13 protein-coding genes are annotated in these 19304 nt (G+C 49.8%); 11 read left to right on the top strand and 2 right to left on the bottom strand.

Annotation, left to right across the window (positions count from 1 at the left end):
• Window positions 1-25: 25 nt before the first annotated feature.
• Window positions 26-2329: a beta-glucosidase BglX gene (gene bglX, locus BC349_RS09755; protein WP_187256545.1), complete on the top strand. Its 2304-nt coding sequence runs from the start codon at window positions 26-28 to the stop codon at window positions 2327-2329.
• A 63-nt stretch (window positions 2330-2392) separates the two neighbouring features.
• Entirely contained in the window at window positions 2393-3190 is a 798-nt protein-coding gene (locus BC349_RS09750; protein ID WP_187256544.1) for a 3-keto-disaccharide hydrolase, read from the top strand.
• A gap of 136 nt (window positions 3191-3326) precedes the next feature.
• Here BC349_RS09750 and BC349_RS09745 read toward each other — a convergent pair whose 3' ends face one another.
• Window positions 3327-3941, bottom strand: coding sequence for an HAD family hydrolase (locus BC349_RS09745; RefSeq protein ID WP_187256543.1), 615 nt, complete (start codon window positions 3939-3941; stop codon window positions 3327-3329).
• A gap of 85 nt (window positions 3942-4026) precedes the next feature.
• Complete coding sequence (locus tag BC349_RS09740) at window positions 4027-4305, bottom strand: hypothetical protein (RefSeq protein WP_187256542.1); 279 nt, start codon at window positions 4303-4305, stop codon at window positions 4027-4029.
• A gap of 202 nt (window positions 4306-4507) precedes the next feature.
• On the opposite strand from BC349_RS09740, the gene BC349_RS09735 reads away from it, so the two are divergent.
• From BC349_RS09735 to BC349_RS09695, 9 genes are all read left to right on the top strand, one after another.
• Window positions 4508-4978 carry an LSm family protein gene (locus BC349_RS09735; protein WP_246456882.1) on the top strand — a complete coding sequence of 157 codons (471 nt, stop codon included), beginning with the start codon at window positions 4508-4510 and terminating at the stop codon, window positions 4976-4978.
• 11 nt (window positions 4979-4989) lie between these two features.
• Window positions 4990-6237, top strand: a complete 1248-nt coding sequence (gene nusA, locus BC349_RS09730; RefSeq protein ID WP_187256541.1) for a transcription termination factor NusA — start codon at window positions 4990-4992, stop codon at window positions 6235-6237.
• Window positions 6238-6295: 58 nt separating this feature from the next.
• Window positions 6296-9373 (top strand): translation initiation factor IF-2, encoded by a 3078-nt coding sequence (infB, locus tag BC349_RS09725; protein WP_187256540.1) that lies wholly within the window; start codon window positions 6296-6298, stop codon window positions 9371-9373.
• A gap of 107 nt (window positions 9374-9480) precedes the next feature.
• The gene (locus tag BC349_RS09720; RefSeq protein ID WP_187256539.1) at window positions 9481-10842 is read left to right on the top strand and encodes a peptidylprolyl isomerase; all 1362 of its coding nucleotides are present in this window, start codon (window positions 9481-9483) and stop codon (window positions 10840-10842) included.
• A 66-nt stretch (window positions 10843-10908) separates the two neighbouring features.
• Window positions 10909-15189 carry a PAS domain S-box protein gene (locus BC349_RS09715; protein WP_187256538.1) on the top strand — a complete coding sequence of 1427 codons (4281 nt, stop codon included), beginning with the start codon at window positions 10909-10911 and terminating at the stop codon, window positions 15187-15189.
• Window positions 15186-15827, top strand: coding sequence for a response regulator (locus BC349_RS09710; protein ID WP_187256537.1), 642 nt, complete (start codon window positions 15186-15188; stop codon window positions 15825-15827). The genes BC349_RS09715 and BC349_RS09710 overlap by 4 nt, the downstream gene beginning before the upstream one ends.
• Before the next feature lie 29 nt (window positions 15828-15856).
• On the top strand, window positions 15857-16534 hold the full coding sequence (locus BC349_RS09705; protein ID WP_187256536.1) for a uracil-DNA glycosylase family protein: 678 nt from the start codon (window positions 15857-15859) through the stop codon (window positions 16532-16534).
• A gap of 175 nt (window positions 16535-16709) precedes the next feature.
• On the top strand, window positions 16710-18134 hold the full coding sequence (locus BC349_RS09700; protein WP_187256535.1) for an MATE family efflux transporter: 1425 nt from the start codon (window positions 16710-16712) through the stop codon (window positions 18132-18134).
• Window positions 18135-18175: 41 nt separating this feature from the next.
• Window positions 18176-19258 carry an AI-2E family transporter gene (locus BC349_RS09695; protein WP_187256534.1) on the top strand — a complete coding sequence of 361 codons (1083 nt, stop codon included), beginning with the start codon at window positions 18176-18178 and terminating at the stop codon, window positions 19256-19258.
• The last annotated feature ends 46 nt before the right edge of the window (window positions 19259-19304 follow it).

The following is a 19304-nucleotide window of genomic DNA, read 5'->3' as shown; positions in this document are numbered from 1 at the left end:
CTATCACAAAATTAATTTCCAGATCATGATACGAATCAGCAAACTCACCAAACCATTGCTCGCAACGGCCTTCCTGTTTGCCGGAACAATTGCCTTTAATACTGTATCGGCGCAAAGCAGCAGCCAGGCGAAAATGAAAACTTTTATCGATGGGCTCATGGCAAAGATGACCCTCGAGGAGAAAATCGGACAGTTAAACCTGGTGGTAGGTGGCGAAGCTACTACCGGGTCTGTGGTCAGCACAGGTGTGGAAGACAAGATAAAGAAAGGCCAGGTGGGGGGCATTTTCAGCGTTACCTCGCCGCAGCGGATCCGAAAGGTCCAGGAACTGGCAGTGAAGAACTCCCGGTTGAAAATTCCCATCATCTTTGGACTGGATGTAATTCATGGTTACCGGACCATTTTCCCTATCCCCCTTGGACTGGCAGCATCCTGGGACATGGGCCTCATTCAACAATCTGCACGTGTTGCCGCACAGGAAGCCAGCGCAGACGGACTGAACTGGACTTTCTCCCCAATGGTTGATATCTCGCGGGATCCGCGCTGGGGGCGCATTGCTGAAAGTTCCGGGGAAGATCCCTTCCTGGGTTCGGCCATCGCCAGAGCCATGGTGAAAGGTTACCAGGGTGATAACCTGGCCGCCAACAATACGCTTATGGCCTGTGTAAAACATTTCGCCCTCTATGGTGCACCAGAGGCCGGCCGCGATTATCTCTCCGTGGATATGAGCCATATTAAAATGTACAACGACTATTTTCCTCCGTACAAGGCGGCGGTTGATGCCGGTGTAGGTTCCGTTATGAGTTCTTTCAATGATGTCGACGGCATTCCTGCTTCTGCCAACAAATGGCTGTTGACCGATGTACTTCGCAAACAGTGGGGCTTTAAGGGATTGGTGGTGTCGGATTATACTTCCGTCAACGAAATGATCGATCATGGACTGGGTGACCTGAAAGCTGTTTCGGCACTTTCCCTGAAAGCCGGTATGGATATGGATATGGTGGGTGAAGGATTCCTGACTACGCTGAAGGCATCCCTGAAGGAAGGCAAAATTACCCAGGCCGAGATCGACCGCGCCTGCCGGAACGTTTTGGAAGCCAAATACAAACTTGGACTTTTTGAAGATCCTTTCCGCTATTGCGATGACAACCGCGCGCAAACGGAAATCTTCAGTGATACCCACCGTAAAATCGCCCGCGAAACCGCCGCCCGTTCCTTCGTGCTGCTGAAAAACCAGGGTGTGCTACCGCTGCAGCGCAAGGGCACCATTGCACTGGTTGGACCACTGGCCGACGCAAAGGAAAATATGGTGGGAACCTGGGCCGTATCTGCGGATGTGTCCAAAGCAACCAGCCTGTTGGCCGGACTGAAAGCTGTTGCCGGCAGTAATGTAAACATTGTCTATGCCAAAGGCGCCAATGTTGCAGACTCCCTGCTCGAGGCCCGCACCAGTATTTTTGGGAAACCCTGGCAGCGCGATAACCGCCATCCCGACACCCTCATTGCAGAAGCGCTCCGTGCAGCAGCCAATGCCGATGTAATTGTGGCTGCCGTGGGTGAACTGGCAGAATTTACAGGTGAGGCCTCCAGCCGTACAGATATCACCCTGCCGCAAAGCCAGCGAAAACTGTTACATGCGCTGAACGCTACCGGCAAGCCGGTGGTTGCGGTGCTCTTTACCGGTCGCCCGCTGGCCATTCCGGAAGAAGACAAACATCTTCCGGCCATCCTGAATGTTTGGTTCGGTGGCTCCGAAGCAGGTTATGCCATAGGCGATGTTCTCTTCGGCGATGTAAACCCTTCCGGAAAACTGCCGGCCACCTTCCCCCGTAATGTTGGCCAGGTGCCCATTTATTACAGCTATAAGAATTCCGGCCGGCCCCAGGGAACGGATGAATTCCAGAAATTCCGCTCAGGATACCTCGATGAACGCAACTCGCCGCTCTATCCTTTTGGGTATGGACTCAGTTATACCAGTTTTGGCTACAGCGACATCACACTCAGCAGCAAAAAACTGAAAGGTGCGCAGAAATTGACCGCAACTATAACAGTGACCAATACCGGAAAATATGCCGGAGAGGAAGTGGTGCAGCTCTACCTGCGGGATCTTGTGGCCAGCAATACCAGGCCGCTGAAAGAGTTGAAGGGATTCCAGAAGATCAGTCTGAAACCCGGTGAATCAAAGCAGGTGAGCTTCACCGTTACCACCGATGACCTGAAGTTTTACGATCACAACCTGAAGCATATCTGGGAAGCCGGCGAATTCACCCTTTTTATGGGCGGTAACTCCCGTGACACAAAATCCATTAACTTTTGGTGGGATAAATAATACCCAATTGCCTTTTTCACCCGTCGGGTGCCACCCGTCGGGTGAAAACAAAAAACGATTGACATGAACCATTTCAGGCTTTTTTCGGTAGTGCCCCTGGCCCTTTTCGTTTTTATCTGCTCTTTCTCCCGGCACGGAAGTGATGATAAAAAGTGGATAGAATTGTTTAATGGCAAGAACATCAAAAACTGGATCGTCAAGATCAACCACCATGAAGTGGGTGTCAATTTTGGTAACACTTTCAGGGTGGAAGATGGTATCATCAAAGTGCGCTATGACCAGTACGGGGATTTCAACGACCAGTTCGGTCATCTTTATTTCAAACGTCCGTTTTCCTATTATCACCTGCTGGTAGAATACCGGTTCACCGGAAAGTTCCATCCTTCCGCACCAGGTTATACCCTGCGTAACAGCGGTGTGATGCTGCATTCGCAGGATCCGCGTACCATGTACAAAGACCAGGACTGGCCCATTTCAGTGGAAATGCAGTTTCTTGGCGGATTGGGTGACGGCAAGCCCCGCCCTACCGGCAATATGTGCTCCCCAGGCACCGATGTGGTATACGAAGGCAAAATCGATCCACGGCATTGCATCGACTCAAAATCAAAAACCTATGAGGGCGATCAATGGGTGACTGCCGAAGCCATCGTACTGGGCGACTCACTGATCAAACACATCATCAACGGAGATACGGTTCTCCAGTACACGAAGCCGCAGATCGGGGGTGGGGTAGTGAATAATTACGATCCCAAAATCAAAATAGATGGCAAACTCCTGAACAAGGGATTCATAGCGCTGCAATCGGAAGGACAGGAAATCGATTTCCGCCGGGTGGCCATCAGGGTTTTGAAGCGGTATTAGGTGGGGAATGGCGTTTCCGGGAATGGCGTTTCCGGGAAAGGCGTTTCCGGGAATGGCGTCTGACGTTTAGGATTAATGAATTCGACTAACTCAAACGTCAGACGCCTCCGAACCTAAACGCCTCCGAACCTAACCGTCAGACACCTAAATCCAGCACGGTTTTGCCCGGCTCAAGGTGTATGGCCTGCAGCCCCGCAGCCAGCGCACCTTCAATATTAACCAGCGTATCGTCTATGAAAAGCGTTCGGGAAGCCTCAATCCCCGCATCCTGCACCAAAGCGAGATAAGATTCCACATAAGGCTTCCGCCTGCCCAGAATATGGGAATAATAAGCGGTCTCAAAATGGGCGTCAAAAGAAATACCCGGATAATTGACCGCAAAATTTGCCTGGAATGAATCGTAGTGTATGGCGTTGGTATTGCTGTAAAGAAAAACCCGGTATTTGTCGGGCAAATTCCTTAACCATTCAACCCGTTCCGCCGGGAAATCCAGCAGCATCGCATTCCACGCCTCGAAAATAGCTTCATCAGAGGCATTCAGTCCGGTTTCCCGGCGGAAATGCGCAAGGAATTCAGCCGGACTTACTTTCCCGGTTTCGAGGTCTTCAAAAAGCGGATTGGCTTTGAACTGGGAGAAATGCAGGTGAAAATTCTCCAGCCCGAGTGCGGAAAAAGCAGCTTCTGTTTTAGGATAACTCAGGTTCAGGAGTACCCCTCCAAGGTCAAGTATGATGTTTTCGATGGGTTGCATGAAACAAAGATAAACCAGGGAAACATTGTGGATGTGAAATCCGGTTATAACATGTCAGACACCACATGTCAGACACCTGTTTGACCTATTTGACTTCCTCAAAATCCAGGTAATCACTTTTCCGGACAGGGCGTTCGGAAGGATTTCCGTTAACAGTTGCAGAGGAATTGTTAAAGCCCTGGCTGCCGGTACCGGATTGAGCGCCGGCACCTTGTTGTGCCCGCATGCGGCTTTCCATCTCTTCCTGGGCAGCCCTGAACTGGCGGCGTACCTGGCTGGTGGCCCGGCTTACAGGAATAACAAATCCGAAAATAAAACGATAAGCGATGTACGCCAATAACAGTAGTAATACAGTTTTTAACATAGCCGCACAAAGGTACATCCAATCAGGATGATCTTTTTGTTAATCTTGCCGCTACCATACATTTGGAAAGTATACTACTATTACCTTACATTTGCAGCGGAAAAAGAAGCAACAGAAGGGAACGGAAGCGTTCCCTTCTTCCATTTTGACACCGCGGCAGGCCCCGTAAAGCCTGTCCCGGGGAACAACAGACCTAAGAATATTGACAAACGAAACTCAGATAGAAGCAGTAAGCAGGTTCATGCAGGAATTGCTGGAAGGCGACAAGGATTGCTTTTTGGTTGAGGTGAAAGTGAAGCCCACCAACAATTTCAAGATTTTCCTGGATGCCGACAGCGGTATCTCGATTGCCCGTTGCGTAAGTTTCAACCGTGCCCTGTATAAGAAAATTGAAGAAGCCGGCTGGTTTCCTGAGGGCGATTTCTCGCTGGAAGTGTCCTCACCGGGACTCGACGAACCACTGAAAATGTGGCGCCAGTACAGGAAGAATATCGGAAGAAATGTAGAAGTAACCCTGCAGGATACAACGAAAATTGCCGGTAAACTGCTGGAAGTGACGGAAGATGGCATCGTGGTGGAAGAAACAAAAGGGAAGAACAAGAAAAAGGAGGTGATTGCTCACTCTCTCTTATTCGAAAATATAAAACAAACAAAAATTCAGGTAGTATTCTAAATAACACTACTATGGCAAGTATCAATTTGATTGAAGCATTCCAGGATTTTAAAGAGGCAGAGAATATTGATCGCCCTACCATGATGAAAGTGGTGGAAGATGTATTCAAGACCCTGCTGAGGAAAAAGTACGGCAGCGACGATAATTTCGACGTGATCGTGAACGCCGAGAAGGGTGACCTTGAAATCTTCCGCAGAAGGACAATCGTAGAAGACGGTGCAGTGGAAGATCCCCTGGCTGAGATCGCTTACAGCGACGCAGTTAAGATCGAACCCGACTATGAAGTAGGCGAGGAGTTGTACGAAACGGTGGAGATTCTCGACTTCGGCCGCAGGGCAATCCTGGCAGCCAAGCAGACTCTTGCCAGCCGTATCAGCGACCTGAAAAAGAATGTACTGGTTAAAAAGTACGGCGACCGTGTGGGTGATATCATCAGCGCGGAAGTTTACCAGGTATGGAAAAAGGAAATCCTGCTGCTGGATGAGGAAGGAAACGAACTGATTCTTCCCAAAAGCGAGCAGATTCCGCAGGATTATTTCAAAAAAGGTGAAACCATCCGCGCTGTGGTAAAGAAGGTCGAACTGAAAAATAATTCACCTGTTATTATTTTATCACGCACCAGTCCGTCTTTCTTAGCTAAATTGCTGGAAATTGAGGTGCCGGAAATCTTTGATGGCCTCATCGTAATCAAGAAGATCGTCCGCGAGCCAGGCGAAAGGGCCAAGGTTGCAGTGGAATCCTACGATGACCGCATCGACCCGGTAGGCGCCTGTGTGGGAATGAAAGGAAGTCGCATCCATGGCATCGTTCGCGAACTCAAGAACGAGAACATAGACGTGATCAACTACACCAATAATATCCAGCTCCTGATTCAGCGTGCCCTGACGCCCGCAAAGATCACCAGCATGGAGCTGGACAACGAAAAGCACCATGTAAACGTCTTCCTTAAACCGGACCAGGTATCCCTGGCTATCGGCCGTAAGGGCGTAAATATCAAACTGGCACAGGAACTGACAGGCCTGACCATCGATGTTTTCCGGGATAACGAAGGCGAACCGGAAGAATACGATATCGACCTCGACGAATTCAGCGACGAGATCGAAACCTGGATAATTGATGAGCTGAAACGCATTGGTTGCGACACCGCACGCAGCGTTTTGGACCTTACAGTTGACGAATTAGAGAGAAGAACTGATCTCGAACGCGAAACCATTGAAGACGTGAAGCGCATCGTTCAGGAAGAGTTCGAAAAAGAATAACCGGGTTCACACAGAAAAACAAAATAAGGTCTGCGTGGGGCAGACGCAATAAGTACGAATGGCAGAAATAACAACACCCAGATTGATGGCTGCGGCCAAGGAGTTCAATATCGGTAAGGACACCCTTGTTGAATTCCTGGCGAGCAAAGGTTTTGATCGCGAGGATCTGAAACCTACCGCCAAACTCACCGAGGAGATGTATAATGCTCTCCAGCGTGAGTTTCAGAGCGATAAGGTTGCGAAGATCAAGAGCGACCAGATTGACCTGCCCAAGGGCAGTGTGCAGGAAAAAAAGAAGAAGGAAGAGGAGGAGATGGTTTTCCGCAAGGAAGTGAAGAAAACAGAAGCCGCTAAGGAAGAAAAGCCTGCAGTGGAAGCAATTGTCCCCGAGCAACCAGCGCCAGCGCCGGCACCCGCACCTGAGCCGGCACCTGTTCCGGAACCGGTAATGCCGGTGGCAGAACTTAAGGCCGAGCCGGAAAAAGAAATGCCGACACCTGCCCCAGCCCCTGCGCCCGCACCTGAGGCCGAAAAACCGAAGGAAACCGCACCGGAAGCACCAGTAGCACCAGTAGCGCCGGAAGTTGTGAAAGCTGAGTCTGCCGGAATAGAAGGTCCCAGAATCATCGATAAAATCGATCTTTCTGCCATCGATTCTTCTACCCGTCCGAAAAAGACAGTCAAAAAAGCTGTTGAAGCACCGGCCCCCGCAGCTGCAAAGCCTGCCAGGCAGGTCGAAAAACCTGCAACCCCACCTGCCCCTGTTACTGAAAAGGAAGAACCGGCTCCCGGAAAGGAGATTGCCCCCGCTCCACAGGCAGAGGTACCATCCACCGAAGAACCGGAAGCACCTCCCATGATCGAAAATATCCAGGCACAAAGACTGACTGGACCGAAGATTCTGGGAAAAATTCAGTTGCCGGTTGACAGCGATACCCGCCCTAAACCAGGCGCGGCAGCTGGTTCCAACGACGAAAAACGCAAGCGTAAAAGAATTCCGATCGATAAAAAAGGTGAGAACATCACCCGCCAGCAGGCCAGCGGTCATGGCGCAGGCCAGGGTCAGCAGGGACAATTCCGTGGACCAGGCCAGGGCGGTCAGCAAGGCGGCAACCGCTTCCAGCGTCCCGCCGGACAACAGGGTGGCGCCGGTCGTGGCCCGCAACGTGGCGGTCATGGTACAGGCCCACGCAGCCAGCCCCGCGAAGTAAAAGAGATCGACCAGAAAGAAATACAGGAAAAAATCCGCCAGACCCAGGCCAAAATGGCCGGTGGTGGTCCGAAAGGCGGTCGCTCCATGAAAACCCGCCGTCTTCGCGAGAAGCGCCAGGGCATGACGGAGATGGAAGGCAGCGAAGCACAGGATATGACATTGCAGGTGACCGAGTTCATCAGCGTAAGCGAACTCGCCAGCCTGATGGATGTCAGCTATGCCGAAGTGATCGGAAAATGTATGGGACTGGGTATGATGGTGTCTATCAACCAACGCCTCGACGCCGAAGTGATCGAACTGGTGGCCGGCGAATTTGGTTACCATGTTGAATTCATCGGTGTAGACGATGCCGACGCAATGGAAGAGGAGGAAGAAGAAGACGCACCGGAATTCCTGAAGCCCCGTTCACCCATTGTTACCATCATGGGTCACGTGGACCACGGTAAAACATCCTTGCTCGACTATATCCGTTCTGCCAACGTGGTAGGCGGTGAGGCAGGTGGTATCACCCAGCACATTGGTGCCTATACGGTGGACCTTCCAAGCGGTAAAAAGATTGCATTCCTCGATACCCCCGGCCACGAAGCCTTTACGGCCATGCGTGCCCGCGGTGCCAAGGTTACAGATATTGCGGTGATCGTAATCGCCGCAGATGACGCTGTGATGCCGCAAACCAAGGAAGCCATCTCCCACGCACAGGCAGCCAACGTTCCGATGATCTTCGCCATCAACAAGATCGATAAGGACGGCGCCAACCCGCAAAAGATATACGAACAGCTGGCCGGCATGAACATCCTGGTGGAAGAATGGGGCGGTAAGTTCCAGAGCCAGGAACTGAGTGCCAAAAAAGGCCTTAATGTAGACCTGCTGCTCGACAAGATCCTGCTCGAAGCGGAAATGCTGGAACTGAAAGCAAACCCAGACCGCGAAGCCAACGGTACCATTATTGAAGCCACCCTCGACAAGGGTCGTGGTTATGTAGCCACCGTGCTGGTGCAGAACGGCACCCTGAAACAAGGCGATATCGTGGTATCGGGCCAGTATTATGGCAGGGTAAAAGCCATGTTCAACGAACGAAACAAAAAAATGGAAACCGCTCCGCCTTCCACGCCGGTTCTGATCCTCGGATTGAACGGTGCGCCGCAGGCGGGTGAAACCTTCAGGGTTTATGAAGATGAATCCGAAGCGAAGGAAGTAGCTTCCCGCAGGGCACAGATCCTGCGCGAACAGGGTATCCGTACGAAGAAACATATTACCCTCGATGAAATCGGTCGCCGTCTGGCACTGGGTAACTTCAAGCAGCTGAACCTTATCATCAAAGGTGATGTGGACGGTTCCGTGGAAGCCCTCAGCGATTCATTGATTAAGCAAAGTACCGAAGAGATCGCAGTCAGCGTGGTGCACAAGGCCGTAGGTGCCATCACCGAAAGTGATGTGCTGCTGGCAACCGCCTCCGATGCCATTGTCATTGGCTTTAACGTCCGGGCTTCCTCACAGGCAGCAAGGCTTGCCGACAACGAAGGTGTTCAGATCAAGACCTACTCCATCATCTATAACGCGATCGAAGAAATCAGGAGCGCGATGGAAGGTATGCTTGAACCCAAGGTGCAGGAGAAAGAAGTGGCAACCGTTGAAGTGCGTGAAGTGTACAAATTTGACAAGGCAACCGTTGCCGGATGTTTTGTTACTGAAGGAAAACTCAAGCGCGACAGCAAGATCCGCCTCTTCCGCGACGGGGTACTCATCTACCCGCGTACAGAAGGTGCATTTGCCGAACTTGGCAGCCTGAAGCGATACAAGGACGATGTGAAGGAAGTGAACAACAACTACGAGTGCGGTCTTACATTGAAAAACTTCAGCGATATCCAGGTGGGTGATACCATCGTGGCCATCGAAGAAGAAGAAGTAAAACGTACGCTCTAAGCCGGCTGGGGCTCCAGCCCCGAAGGCATATCTTTTTGTTAAATCATACACCGTTTAAAACAGGAGCCAGTCTCCTGTTTTAATTTGGCGGTAGCGAGTATTAGAATATGAAGCAAATTTTTCTCCTTTTCAGCACAGTGCTGGCAGCTTATACCCTGCAGGCCCAGACCCGCAAGGTTGTAGCCGACAAAATCATTGGTGTGGTTGGCGACAAGATTATTCTCCATTCAGACATACGTAACTCGATCATGGATGCCCAGCGCCAGGGTCAGACCATGCCGGAGAATCCTGAATGTTTCGTAATGGCACAGGCCCTGGCCCAGAAAGCCCTGGTACTGCAGGCAGAAAAAGATTCCCTCGCAGTGAGCGAGGAAGAGATCGAAGCCATGCTCGACAACCAGATCAGGCAATTCATTGGCATGTATGGTACCAAAGATGCCCTGGAGCAGATCGCGGGACGTACCGTTTACCAGATCAAGGAAGATTTCCGCCAGTCGTTCCGGGAACGTAAACAGGCAGAATTGATGCGAAATAAGATCGTATCAAATATCAAAATCACCCCTACTGAAGTAAAAGAATACTACGACAAAATACCAGTTGACAGCCTGAATTTCTGGGAAAGTGAACTGGAGGTTGGTGAAATAGTGATGTATCCCAAAGCCAGCCGCGACCTCGAACTGTATGCCATTGAAGAACTGAACGACTTCAAAAAGCAGGTGGAGAATGGCAAGCAGAAATTCGAGACCCTGGCCAGCCTGTATACCGACGATCCCGGCAGCAAAAATACCGGAGGCATGTACCAGGTTAACCGGACTGAAAGACAGATGGACCCTACTTTTATTGCCAACGCTTTCCGCCTGCGCGAAGGTCAGATATCACCCGTTTTCAAATCCCGTTTCGGGTATCATATCATCCAGATGGTGAACAGGGCGGGAGATGATGCAACTGTTCGGCATATTTTGAAAATCCCAACCATCACCGAAACTGAAATAAACGCAGTGATAGCAAAAATGGACTCGGTCCGCAGCAGGCTGGTGGCTGGTGATTTTGATTTCGGCGCGGCAGTAGCCAAATACAGCGAGGCGGAAGATTCCAAATTCACCGGCGGCATGCGCCAGTGCGGGTCTGGTACAACTTTTTGCGCCATCGATCAGTTCGATAAGGAATTGGTTCTTTCCCTGAAAGACCTGAAGGCAGGCGACTATTCAAAGCCCCTGGCTTATACCGATGAACGTGGGAAAAAGGCCGTGCGAATCATTTACCTGAAAACCCGTACTGAACCGCACCGCGAAAACCTGAAAGATGACTACAACAGGGTGGCCGAAAGGGCCATTGAAGAAAAGAAGGCTGAAGCCATTGAAAAATGGTTCCAGGCCAAGATCCCTACTTTCCACCTGGTAATCGACAAGCAATTTGCCACTTGCCCCCAACTGGGCGAATGGATGCAGAATATTACGAAGAACCAGTGAGTCAAATTCTTATGAAATCAGCAGCAGGCTTGCCTTCGGGCAGGCCTTTTTAATGTAATTTTAGGTATGATCGCCACGCGCCAGACCGCCACTATGATGAGCCAGAATATTCCTTACCGGTTTTATTCCGATGAGGCATCGATGGTTTATAATTGCTGCCAGTTGTTGCAGCAGGCTGCCGGCCGGGACCTGAAGGGAGTGAAAACAAACCTCGATGATCTTTTGCATCTTGACAACAACGCCAGCCAGTCGCTTCGCTTTGCTACCAACTCACGCCAGCCGGTTTCAATCCGTGCCTCCGTCAGGATGGGAGGGGATAACCTGCTCCCCGTTTACTGGACGGTAGTTCCGGAGCCCGGCGGGTACCAATGGTATGGCATGCCCGTTGCCAACCGTGACCGCATTGAAGGCCGCCTGAATGAACTGGAACAGATTGTGGCCTCTTTCCATGACATCGTTTTTGAACTGGATAAGGATGGTATATTCCGGAATTTCTGGGTAAAAGACCCTTCGGTTTTATTCGTTCCTCCCTCCGTTTTCCTGGGTAAGCCAATGCATGCTTTACTGGAGGAACATTATATGCCAACTGCTGCGAATTTACTGCCCGCCTATGAGGAATCTGTCCGGTACAGGAAAACGGTTGATGTAGAGTACCGGCTCCCCGGCCTGGATGGACTGTTTAATTGCCGCTACAAACCAATCCTGAACCCCGATGCTGAAATGGTTGGGATGCTGGTAATCGTTACTGATATCACCCAGCAAAGGGACCTGGAAACCAACCTGCGCCTGAGTGAGGAGAGGTATCGGGACCTGTTCGAGAATGCCAATGACATCATTTATATTATTGATGAGAACAGCAGGGTTACCTCCATGAACAGGATGGCGGAAAAACTATTGGAATACAAAGAATCGGAAATGGTGGGGCAGTCATCTCACAGGTTTTTCGCCCCTGAAAAACTTGCCATGGCTGTTCATCTCGGCGAAAAGAAAAAGGCCGGTGTGGTGTTGTCTACCGTTTATGAATCAGAATTCATTTCCTGTTCAGGCAAGCGGATTCCTGTTGAGATCAGCTCCCGCCCCATTCTTAAAGGGGGGCAGGTTACCGGAATTCATGTGACCGCCAGGGATATCGGCCAGCAGAAACAGTCCGAACAGGAGTTGGCCAAAAGCGAAGCAAAATTCCGCTTCCTGTCGGAATATGCCCGCGATATGATCTGTCTGCACCGACCTAACGGCGACTATATTTATGTTTCTCCCGCTGTGAAGCAGTTGCTGGGCTATGATCCGGAAGACCTGACGGATAAGTCCCCTTATGATTTTTTTCATCCCGATGATGCATCCACAACCATTAAGGAGGCACACGATAATAATTTAAAGGGGGAGGAAGAGCCTTCGGTCCAGTTTCGGTTCAGGCGAAAAGATGGCACTTATATCTGGCTGGAGTCCGTTTCCAAACCAATAGTGGAAGATGGTGAGGTAATCTATATCCAGACGAATACGCGGGATATCAACGACCGTAAACTGGCAGAGCAGCAACTGGTAGAAAGAGACAGGCTTTCTTCCGCCCTGGCACAGATATCCAGGATATTGCTGGTTGGTAACACTTTGGAAGAGGGCTTGCAGCAATGTCTTCCATTGCTAGGGTCTGCCTCACTTGCTGAATGTATTTTCGTCCTGAAATTCACAGGCAAGGGGCCGCAGTTGTTCCATATCTGGTGCGAATCGAACCCCTGTTCTGTAATGGAAAAAAAGCATCTTTTTTCCGGGGTGGGTCTCCTCCTGCCTGCTGCAGATCAATGCAGGTCCGGTAACACAAGCGAATACCAGCTGGCCACGGAAACCAATCCGGCCATCAGGGCCTGGATGGAGGAAATGGGCTATAAATCCTTGCTGATTTCTCCTGTAGTAACCAGTGACGGATGCTGGGGCGCGATTGGTTGCGGTCAGAAAAAATCATCACGTACATATAGCAAAACAGTAGATGAAACCCTTACCACTTTCGCTTCTTCGGTCAGCAGTGTAATTGAAAAGAATCTGCGTGTAACCCAGTTGCGTGATAGCGAAGAAAAATTCAGGGCACTTTTCCGCAATTCGCTGGATATTGTATTTGTGCTGGAGCCCGGAGGCAGGTTAACCTATGCCACTCCAAGCCTGCAGAAAATCCTGGGGTATGAGGAGGTGGAATTGATGCAGGAACCTTGCAGAAATATCGTTCATCCGGAAGAACGAAAGATATTTGACCTGGCGCTGAAAAAACTCGCATCCGATCACCAGCACGACCTGCAACTTCCATTGCGGATACTGCACCAGAATGGTAACTGGCTCTGGATGGAAATGAAAGCTCAGAGCAAACTGAGCAACCCGAATATCAATGGTATCATCCTGAGTTTAAGGGATATCAGCGAATATGTGGAGATTGAAAAGACCCTGAAGCAATATTCCGACAAGATCACCAGCATGCTTCACAGCATTACAGATGGATTTATTTCCCTTGACCGGAATTTTCAAATAACGATGTTCAATGCAGTTGCACAGAACCTGCTGGAGGATAACATGCAACTGGTGGTTGGTGGCAATGCATGGGATTTACTGCCTGATGCCAGGGATTCGGTCAGCTTTATCAGCCTGAATAAGGCGGTTAATGAAAACAGGACGATCAGGTATGAACAATATGTAAGCTCACTGAACAGGTGGTTTGATGTAAGCGCCTTCCCCTATGATGACGGACTGTTTATCTATTTCAAGGATGTATCGGCCAGAAAACAGCAGGACCGATTATTGCAGCTGGAGAAAGAAGTACTGGAAATGCACACCGGATCGGAAGCATCGCTCCGTGAAATTGCAGATCTTTTATTGGAGGGACTTGAAAAGATCAGCGGAAAGTTCAATTGCGCCGTATTCCTGGTAAAGAACAACCTGCGGGATACCGTATTACTATCTGCACCTGATTTGAGTGAGGTGTTGAATGAATTTGTGGAAACAACACCACTGGACCCCGCCATGACATCTTATGGTCGGGCAATTATGTTACGCCAGCAGGTCATTATCCCCGACATCAGCAGCAGCTACCTGAAGAATGAGGTCAGGCAGAAGGCAGCATCCATTGGAATTAATGCAGCATGGTCGATTCCTATTATCAGTTCAACCAACGAGGTGCTGGGCACTTTCAATGTATATTACAAAGCCGCACGCACACCCACTGAGGAAGAATTCAGCATGATCAGCAGGGCTACCCATATCCTGACCATGATCATCGAAAACAAACAGGCAGCGGAAAAACTCCGGATCAGCAATGAACGGTATATCCTTGCCACCAGGGCGGCCAATGAAGCCATCTGGGATTGGGATGCAGAGGAGGAAGTCTCCTTCTGGGGCGAAGGCTTCAATACATTATTCGGTTATCCATCCGGGTTATATCCTGGTACTTCCCAGAATTGGGAATCCAAGATCCATCCTGAGGACCGTGACCGCGTTCTTGGCAATATCAACAAAGTTCTTGAAGGCAGGGACAATGGCCTGTTCATGGAAGAATACCGTTTTAAAAAGGCCGACGGGACATACGCCCTGGTAATCGACAAGGCTTACTGCCTTTACAATGAACAGGGAAAAGTGATCAGGATGATTGGTTCCTGTGAAGACATTACCGAAAGAAAAATGCTGGAAGAAAAACTGATCCAGCAGGAAATCAACAAACAAAAACAGATTGCAAGGGCTGTGGTGGATGTGCAGGAAAATGAAAGGGAGGAAATCGGAAAGGAATTGCATGACAATGTTAACCAGCTGCTGTCCACCGCCAAACTGTTCCTGGAAGTAGCCCAGAATGATGCTAAAATGCGGCAGGACATGATCCGTCGCAGTTCGGATACGATTATGAATGCCATTAATGAGATCAGGAAGATCAGTCGTTCCCTGATGCCTGCCAGTGTCAGCGACCTGGGACTGATTTCCTCCGTAAAGGACCTGGTACAAAATATCACCATCGCAAAACAGCTGGTGGTGGATTTTCGTTATGATCCAAAACTGGAAAAACTTCTTGGCCCCAAGCAGAAACTGATGTTGTTCAGGATCATCCAGGAACAGGTAAATAATGTGTTGAAACATGCGCATGCGAGCAGCCTTGGGATCATCATATCACACCATCCGGATTCCACTCGGCTGGAAATTGCAGATAATGGCATTGGTTTTGACCTCAATCAGGCGAAAATGAAGGATGGCCTTGGTTTGTCGAATATTATGAGCAGAGCGGCTATCTTTAATGCCGAGGTAAAAGTGAACACCGCTCCTGGTAAAGGTTGCCAGTTGATTATTGATTTGCCGAATACCCTAAATAAAGAAGACGAGAAATGAAAAAAGTATCCATTCTCATAGTGGATGATCACAAACTGATCCGTGAAACCTGGAGTTTTATTCTGGCCAGTGATCCGCGTTTTGAAGTAATTGCCGATTGCGGAGAGCCGGAACTGGCCATTGAACTGGCGGCCATCCATAAACCCAATGTTGTATTAATGGATATCAATATGGCTCCGATGAGCGGATTTGATGCCACGGAAAGAATTCGCCAGGTGAGTCCCGATACCCGGGTAATCGGTGTGTCCATGCATTCGCAACCAGCTTATGCCCGCAAGATGCTGCAGGTTGGGGCGCATGGTTATGTAACAAAGAACAGCAGCCGGGAAGAGATGGTCAGGGCCATTATGGAAGTAGAAAAGGGGAACAAGTATATCTGTGATGAAATCCGGAATATCATCTCTGAGCAGATGACCGATACCGCCACCCAGGCACCTGATATCCAGAACCTTACCGACCGCGAGATCCAGATCATCCATTTCATTAAAAGTGGCCATTCTTCCAAAGAGATCGCCTCTGAACTGGAAATTTCCCTGAAGACCGTGGAGGTCCACCGTCACAATATCCTCAAGAAATTAAAACTTAAGAATACAGCGGCCCTTGTGAATTTCATCAATTCCAACCCGAGTTTGTATTAACGCGTCTGACGCGCGTCAGACGCGAAACCATGTTCGCCGATAAAGCAATAGCATTTTTCAGGGATTTACGGCCTCCGCAACACCTGCCGCCGGGGGTGGAGGCCTTGTATCCCCACCGGCAACCGGCCGTGCAGATGGCTATCAGCACATTCTTTCGGAAATATTACAATGACAGCCAGCCAAGGATTATGCTAATCGGTATCAACCCCGGCCGCTTTGGGGCAGGTATTACCGGCATCAATTTTACCGCGCCCAGGCAACTGTCAGAAAACTGCGGGATTGACCATCCCTTTGGCAATACGTCCGAACTGTCGGCCGAATTCATTTATACCATGATCAACGCCTTTGGCGGTGCGGAAGCCTTTTTTGAGAAATTTTACATCGGTTCCGTGAGCCCGATAGGATTCACCCAAAACGGAAAGAACCTGAACTATTACGATGACCCGAAACTGGCGGAAGCCATCCGCCCCTTTGCCCTCAAATGCCTGCGCCGGCAGATTTCATTCGGAATCAACCGCCGTGTGGCCATCTGTATCGGCGGCGATAAAAACCACCGCTTCCTCAGGAACCTAAATGAGGAGTATGACCTTTTTGATGAACTGCTGGTAGTTCCCCATCCGCGGTTCATCATGCAATACCGCCGTTCACAACTGTCTTTCTACGTTCAGGAATATTTAGAGGCCCTGCAATATTGTATAAAAGAATAATGTATTAGATTTACGTCCTCTAATTCTCTTTTTTATGATTTTCTAAGCCGTCGGCCCCCCGCCGACAACATGCCCAAAAGACTGTCGATTTTGTCGGTACATGGTTGCCTCTGGCAAAATGCCCACTGAAGCCGGATTCCGGCATCTTATTATTCTTAACTGTTGAATTTTTTATATGCGTAATGAATCTTCAATTACCCTGCGTGTCGGGTATGTATATAATTTGGTGAAATCAGCCCTGCGCGGTGATGTACAGGATTATACCAGTGGCAGCATCCGGCGGGCGGTATTCCTGCTCGCCATTCCCATGATCCTGGAAATGGGCATGGAAAGTGTTTTCGCGGTGGTGGACCTTTATTTTGTGGGCCAGTTACCTGATAGCCGGCACAATATCCAGACGGTGGGACTTACCGAATCGGTACTGTCTTTGGTCTATGCCCTTGCAATAGGAATCAGTATGGCTGCTACCGCCATGGTGGCAAGGCGGATTGGTGAGAAAGATGAAAAAGCCGCCGGACATGCCGCCATGCAATCACTCTGGCTGGCATTGGCCATCACCCTGGTGGTGAGTCTTTCCGGGATCTTCCTTGCACCGGATATCCTTCGCTGGATGGGCGCCGAACCAGAAACCGTGGCCCTGGGTACTCCCTATACCCGCCTGATGATGGGCGGAAGTGTAGTAATCATGCTGCTATTCCTGATCAACGGTATTTTCAGAGGTGCGGGTGATGCCAGCATGGCGATGAGAAGCCTCTGGATAGCCAATATTGCCAATATTATTCTTTGCCCGATGCTGATCCTCGGCTGGGGGCCTTTTCCTGCGTTGGGATTGTTTGGTGCCGCCCTCGCTACCACAATCGGAAGGGGGATTGGCGTTCTTTACCAACTGTACCACCTGTTTAGCGGTAAGTCGCAGGTGAAAATAGCTTTGTCAGACTGGCGTCCCGACTGGCCCATCATCCGGTCTCTGGTAAATGTTGCCACCCCGGGAACGGCACAGTTTATCATTGGCTCAGGCAGCTGGATATTTCTGGCAAAACTGGTTGCTGAAACCGGACAGTCTGCAGCGTCTGCCGGATACCAGACCGCCATCAGAATCCTGATATTTTTCCTGTTACCAGCATGGGGAATGGCCAATGCCGCAGCAACCCTGGTGGGCCAGAACCTGGGGGCAAAACAACCTGAAAGAGCAGCCAGTTCAGTTTTGGTTACTGCCCGTTACAATGCTGTTTTTATGGTGATCGTGATGTTGTTTTTCCTTGCCGGAGCAGATTGGGTGGTGGGTTTTTTCAGCCACGAACCAGACGTAAAAAGGATCGGCGTCCTGGCACTCAGGATTATGAGCGCAGGCTATATTTTTTATGGTATCGGCATGGTAATGGCCAATGCTTTTAATGGTGCAGGTGATACTAAAACGCCTACCTGGATCAACCTGTTCGGGTTCTGGTTTTTCCAGATCCCGCTGGCCTACCTCCTTGCCAAAACCTATGGGTTGGGACCGCTGGGAGTGTTCATTGCCATTCCTGTTGCGGAAACCGCCATCACCATTGCCGCCTGGCTAATGTTCAGACGGGGAAAGTGGAAAGAAACGAAAATATGATCAGCGAAATGAAAAAAACCTAACTTTCTATCCTTCATAATATGGCCTATCTCGATAATAACAAACTCAGGCAGGTTTTCTTCCTGCTGATTATATTTCTGCTGGGTTTCCTGCTGTTCACAGAACTGAAAGCCTTTCTGCCGGCAACCCTGGGCGCATTTACCCTTTATATCCTGATGGACCGCTGGATGCGGATGCTTGTACTCAGGCGCTGGCCGCCCGCACTGGCGGCCAGCCTGCTGATGGTTCTCTCTTTTATTGTTATTGTTATACCTATCGGCGGAGTGATCAAATTACTGGTGGGACGACTGAGTATTTCAGAACAGCAAATTAACACGGCGATACAGGCGATACAGCATTTTGTGGAAGGACTGGAAACAAGAACCGGGTTTGTGATCCTGAGCGATAAAAACCTGTCCCAGCTGGGTGAAATGGCAGCAAAGGAATTGCCCGGCATTCTTGGGGCAACGTTTAATTCCCTTACCACCATTGTGGTGATGTACTTCATTTTGTATTTCATGCTGGCAGAGGGGAAAAAGATGGAAGCAGCCCTGATGGAGTGGCTGCCAATGGGTCGCAAACACCGAAACGATTTACAGAAAGAAGTAAATACCCTGGTCATTTCCAATGCAGTCGGAATTCCGCTGATTGCCATTGTGCAGGGTGTAGTCGGCCTTGCAGGTTACCTGGCCCTGGGTGTTCAGGAACCAATGCTCTGGTTTGCTATCACCTGTATTGCAGCCATGTTGCCGGTGGTTGGAATTACAGTTGCCTATATTCCCCTGGCCCTGATATTTTTTGCCGGTGGTGAGAACTGGAAAGGAATTGCCCTGCTTATTTATGGGTTTCTGGTAATGGGTACGGTTGATAATGTTTTCAGGTTTGTATTGCAGAAAAAGCTGGGCGATGTACATCCACTTATTACAGTTTTCGGGGTTATCATCGGCCTTCAATTATTTGGATTCATCGGCCTGGTCTTCGGCCCCTTGCTGATTTCAGTTTTTATCCTCCTCATCAGGATTTATAAACTGGAGTTCCTGACAGAAACGGAAACGGAAACGGAACAAAGCCCTGTACCGCCAGGCATTCCTGAACCGGCGTCTGATAAAACCAGTGGTGAATGATAATAGATCTGAATTTGCGGAAAACTACGCATACTAGGAAAGTTCA

The sequence above is a fragment of the Flavihumibacter stibioxidans genome (assembly GCF_014332695.1).
Lineage (GTDB): Bacteria > Bacteroidota > Bacteroidia > Chitinophagales > Chitinophagaceae > Flavihumibacter > Flavihumibacter stibioxidans.
This window is presented reverse-complemented; position numbering and strand designations above follow the sequence as displayed.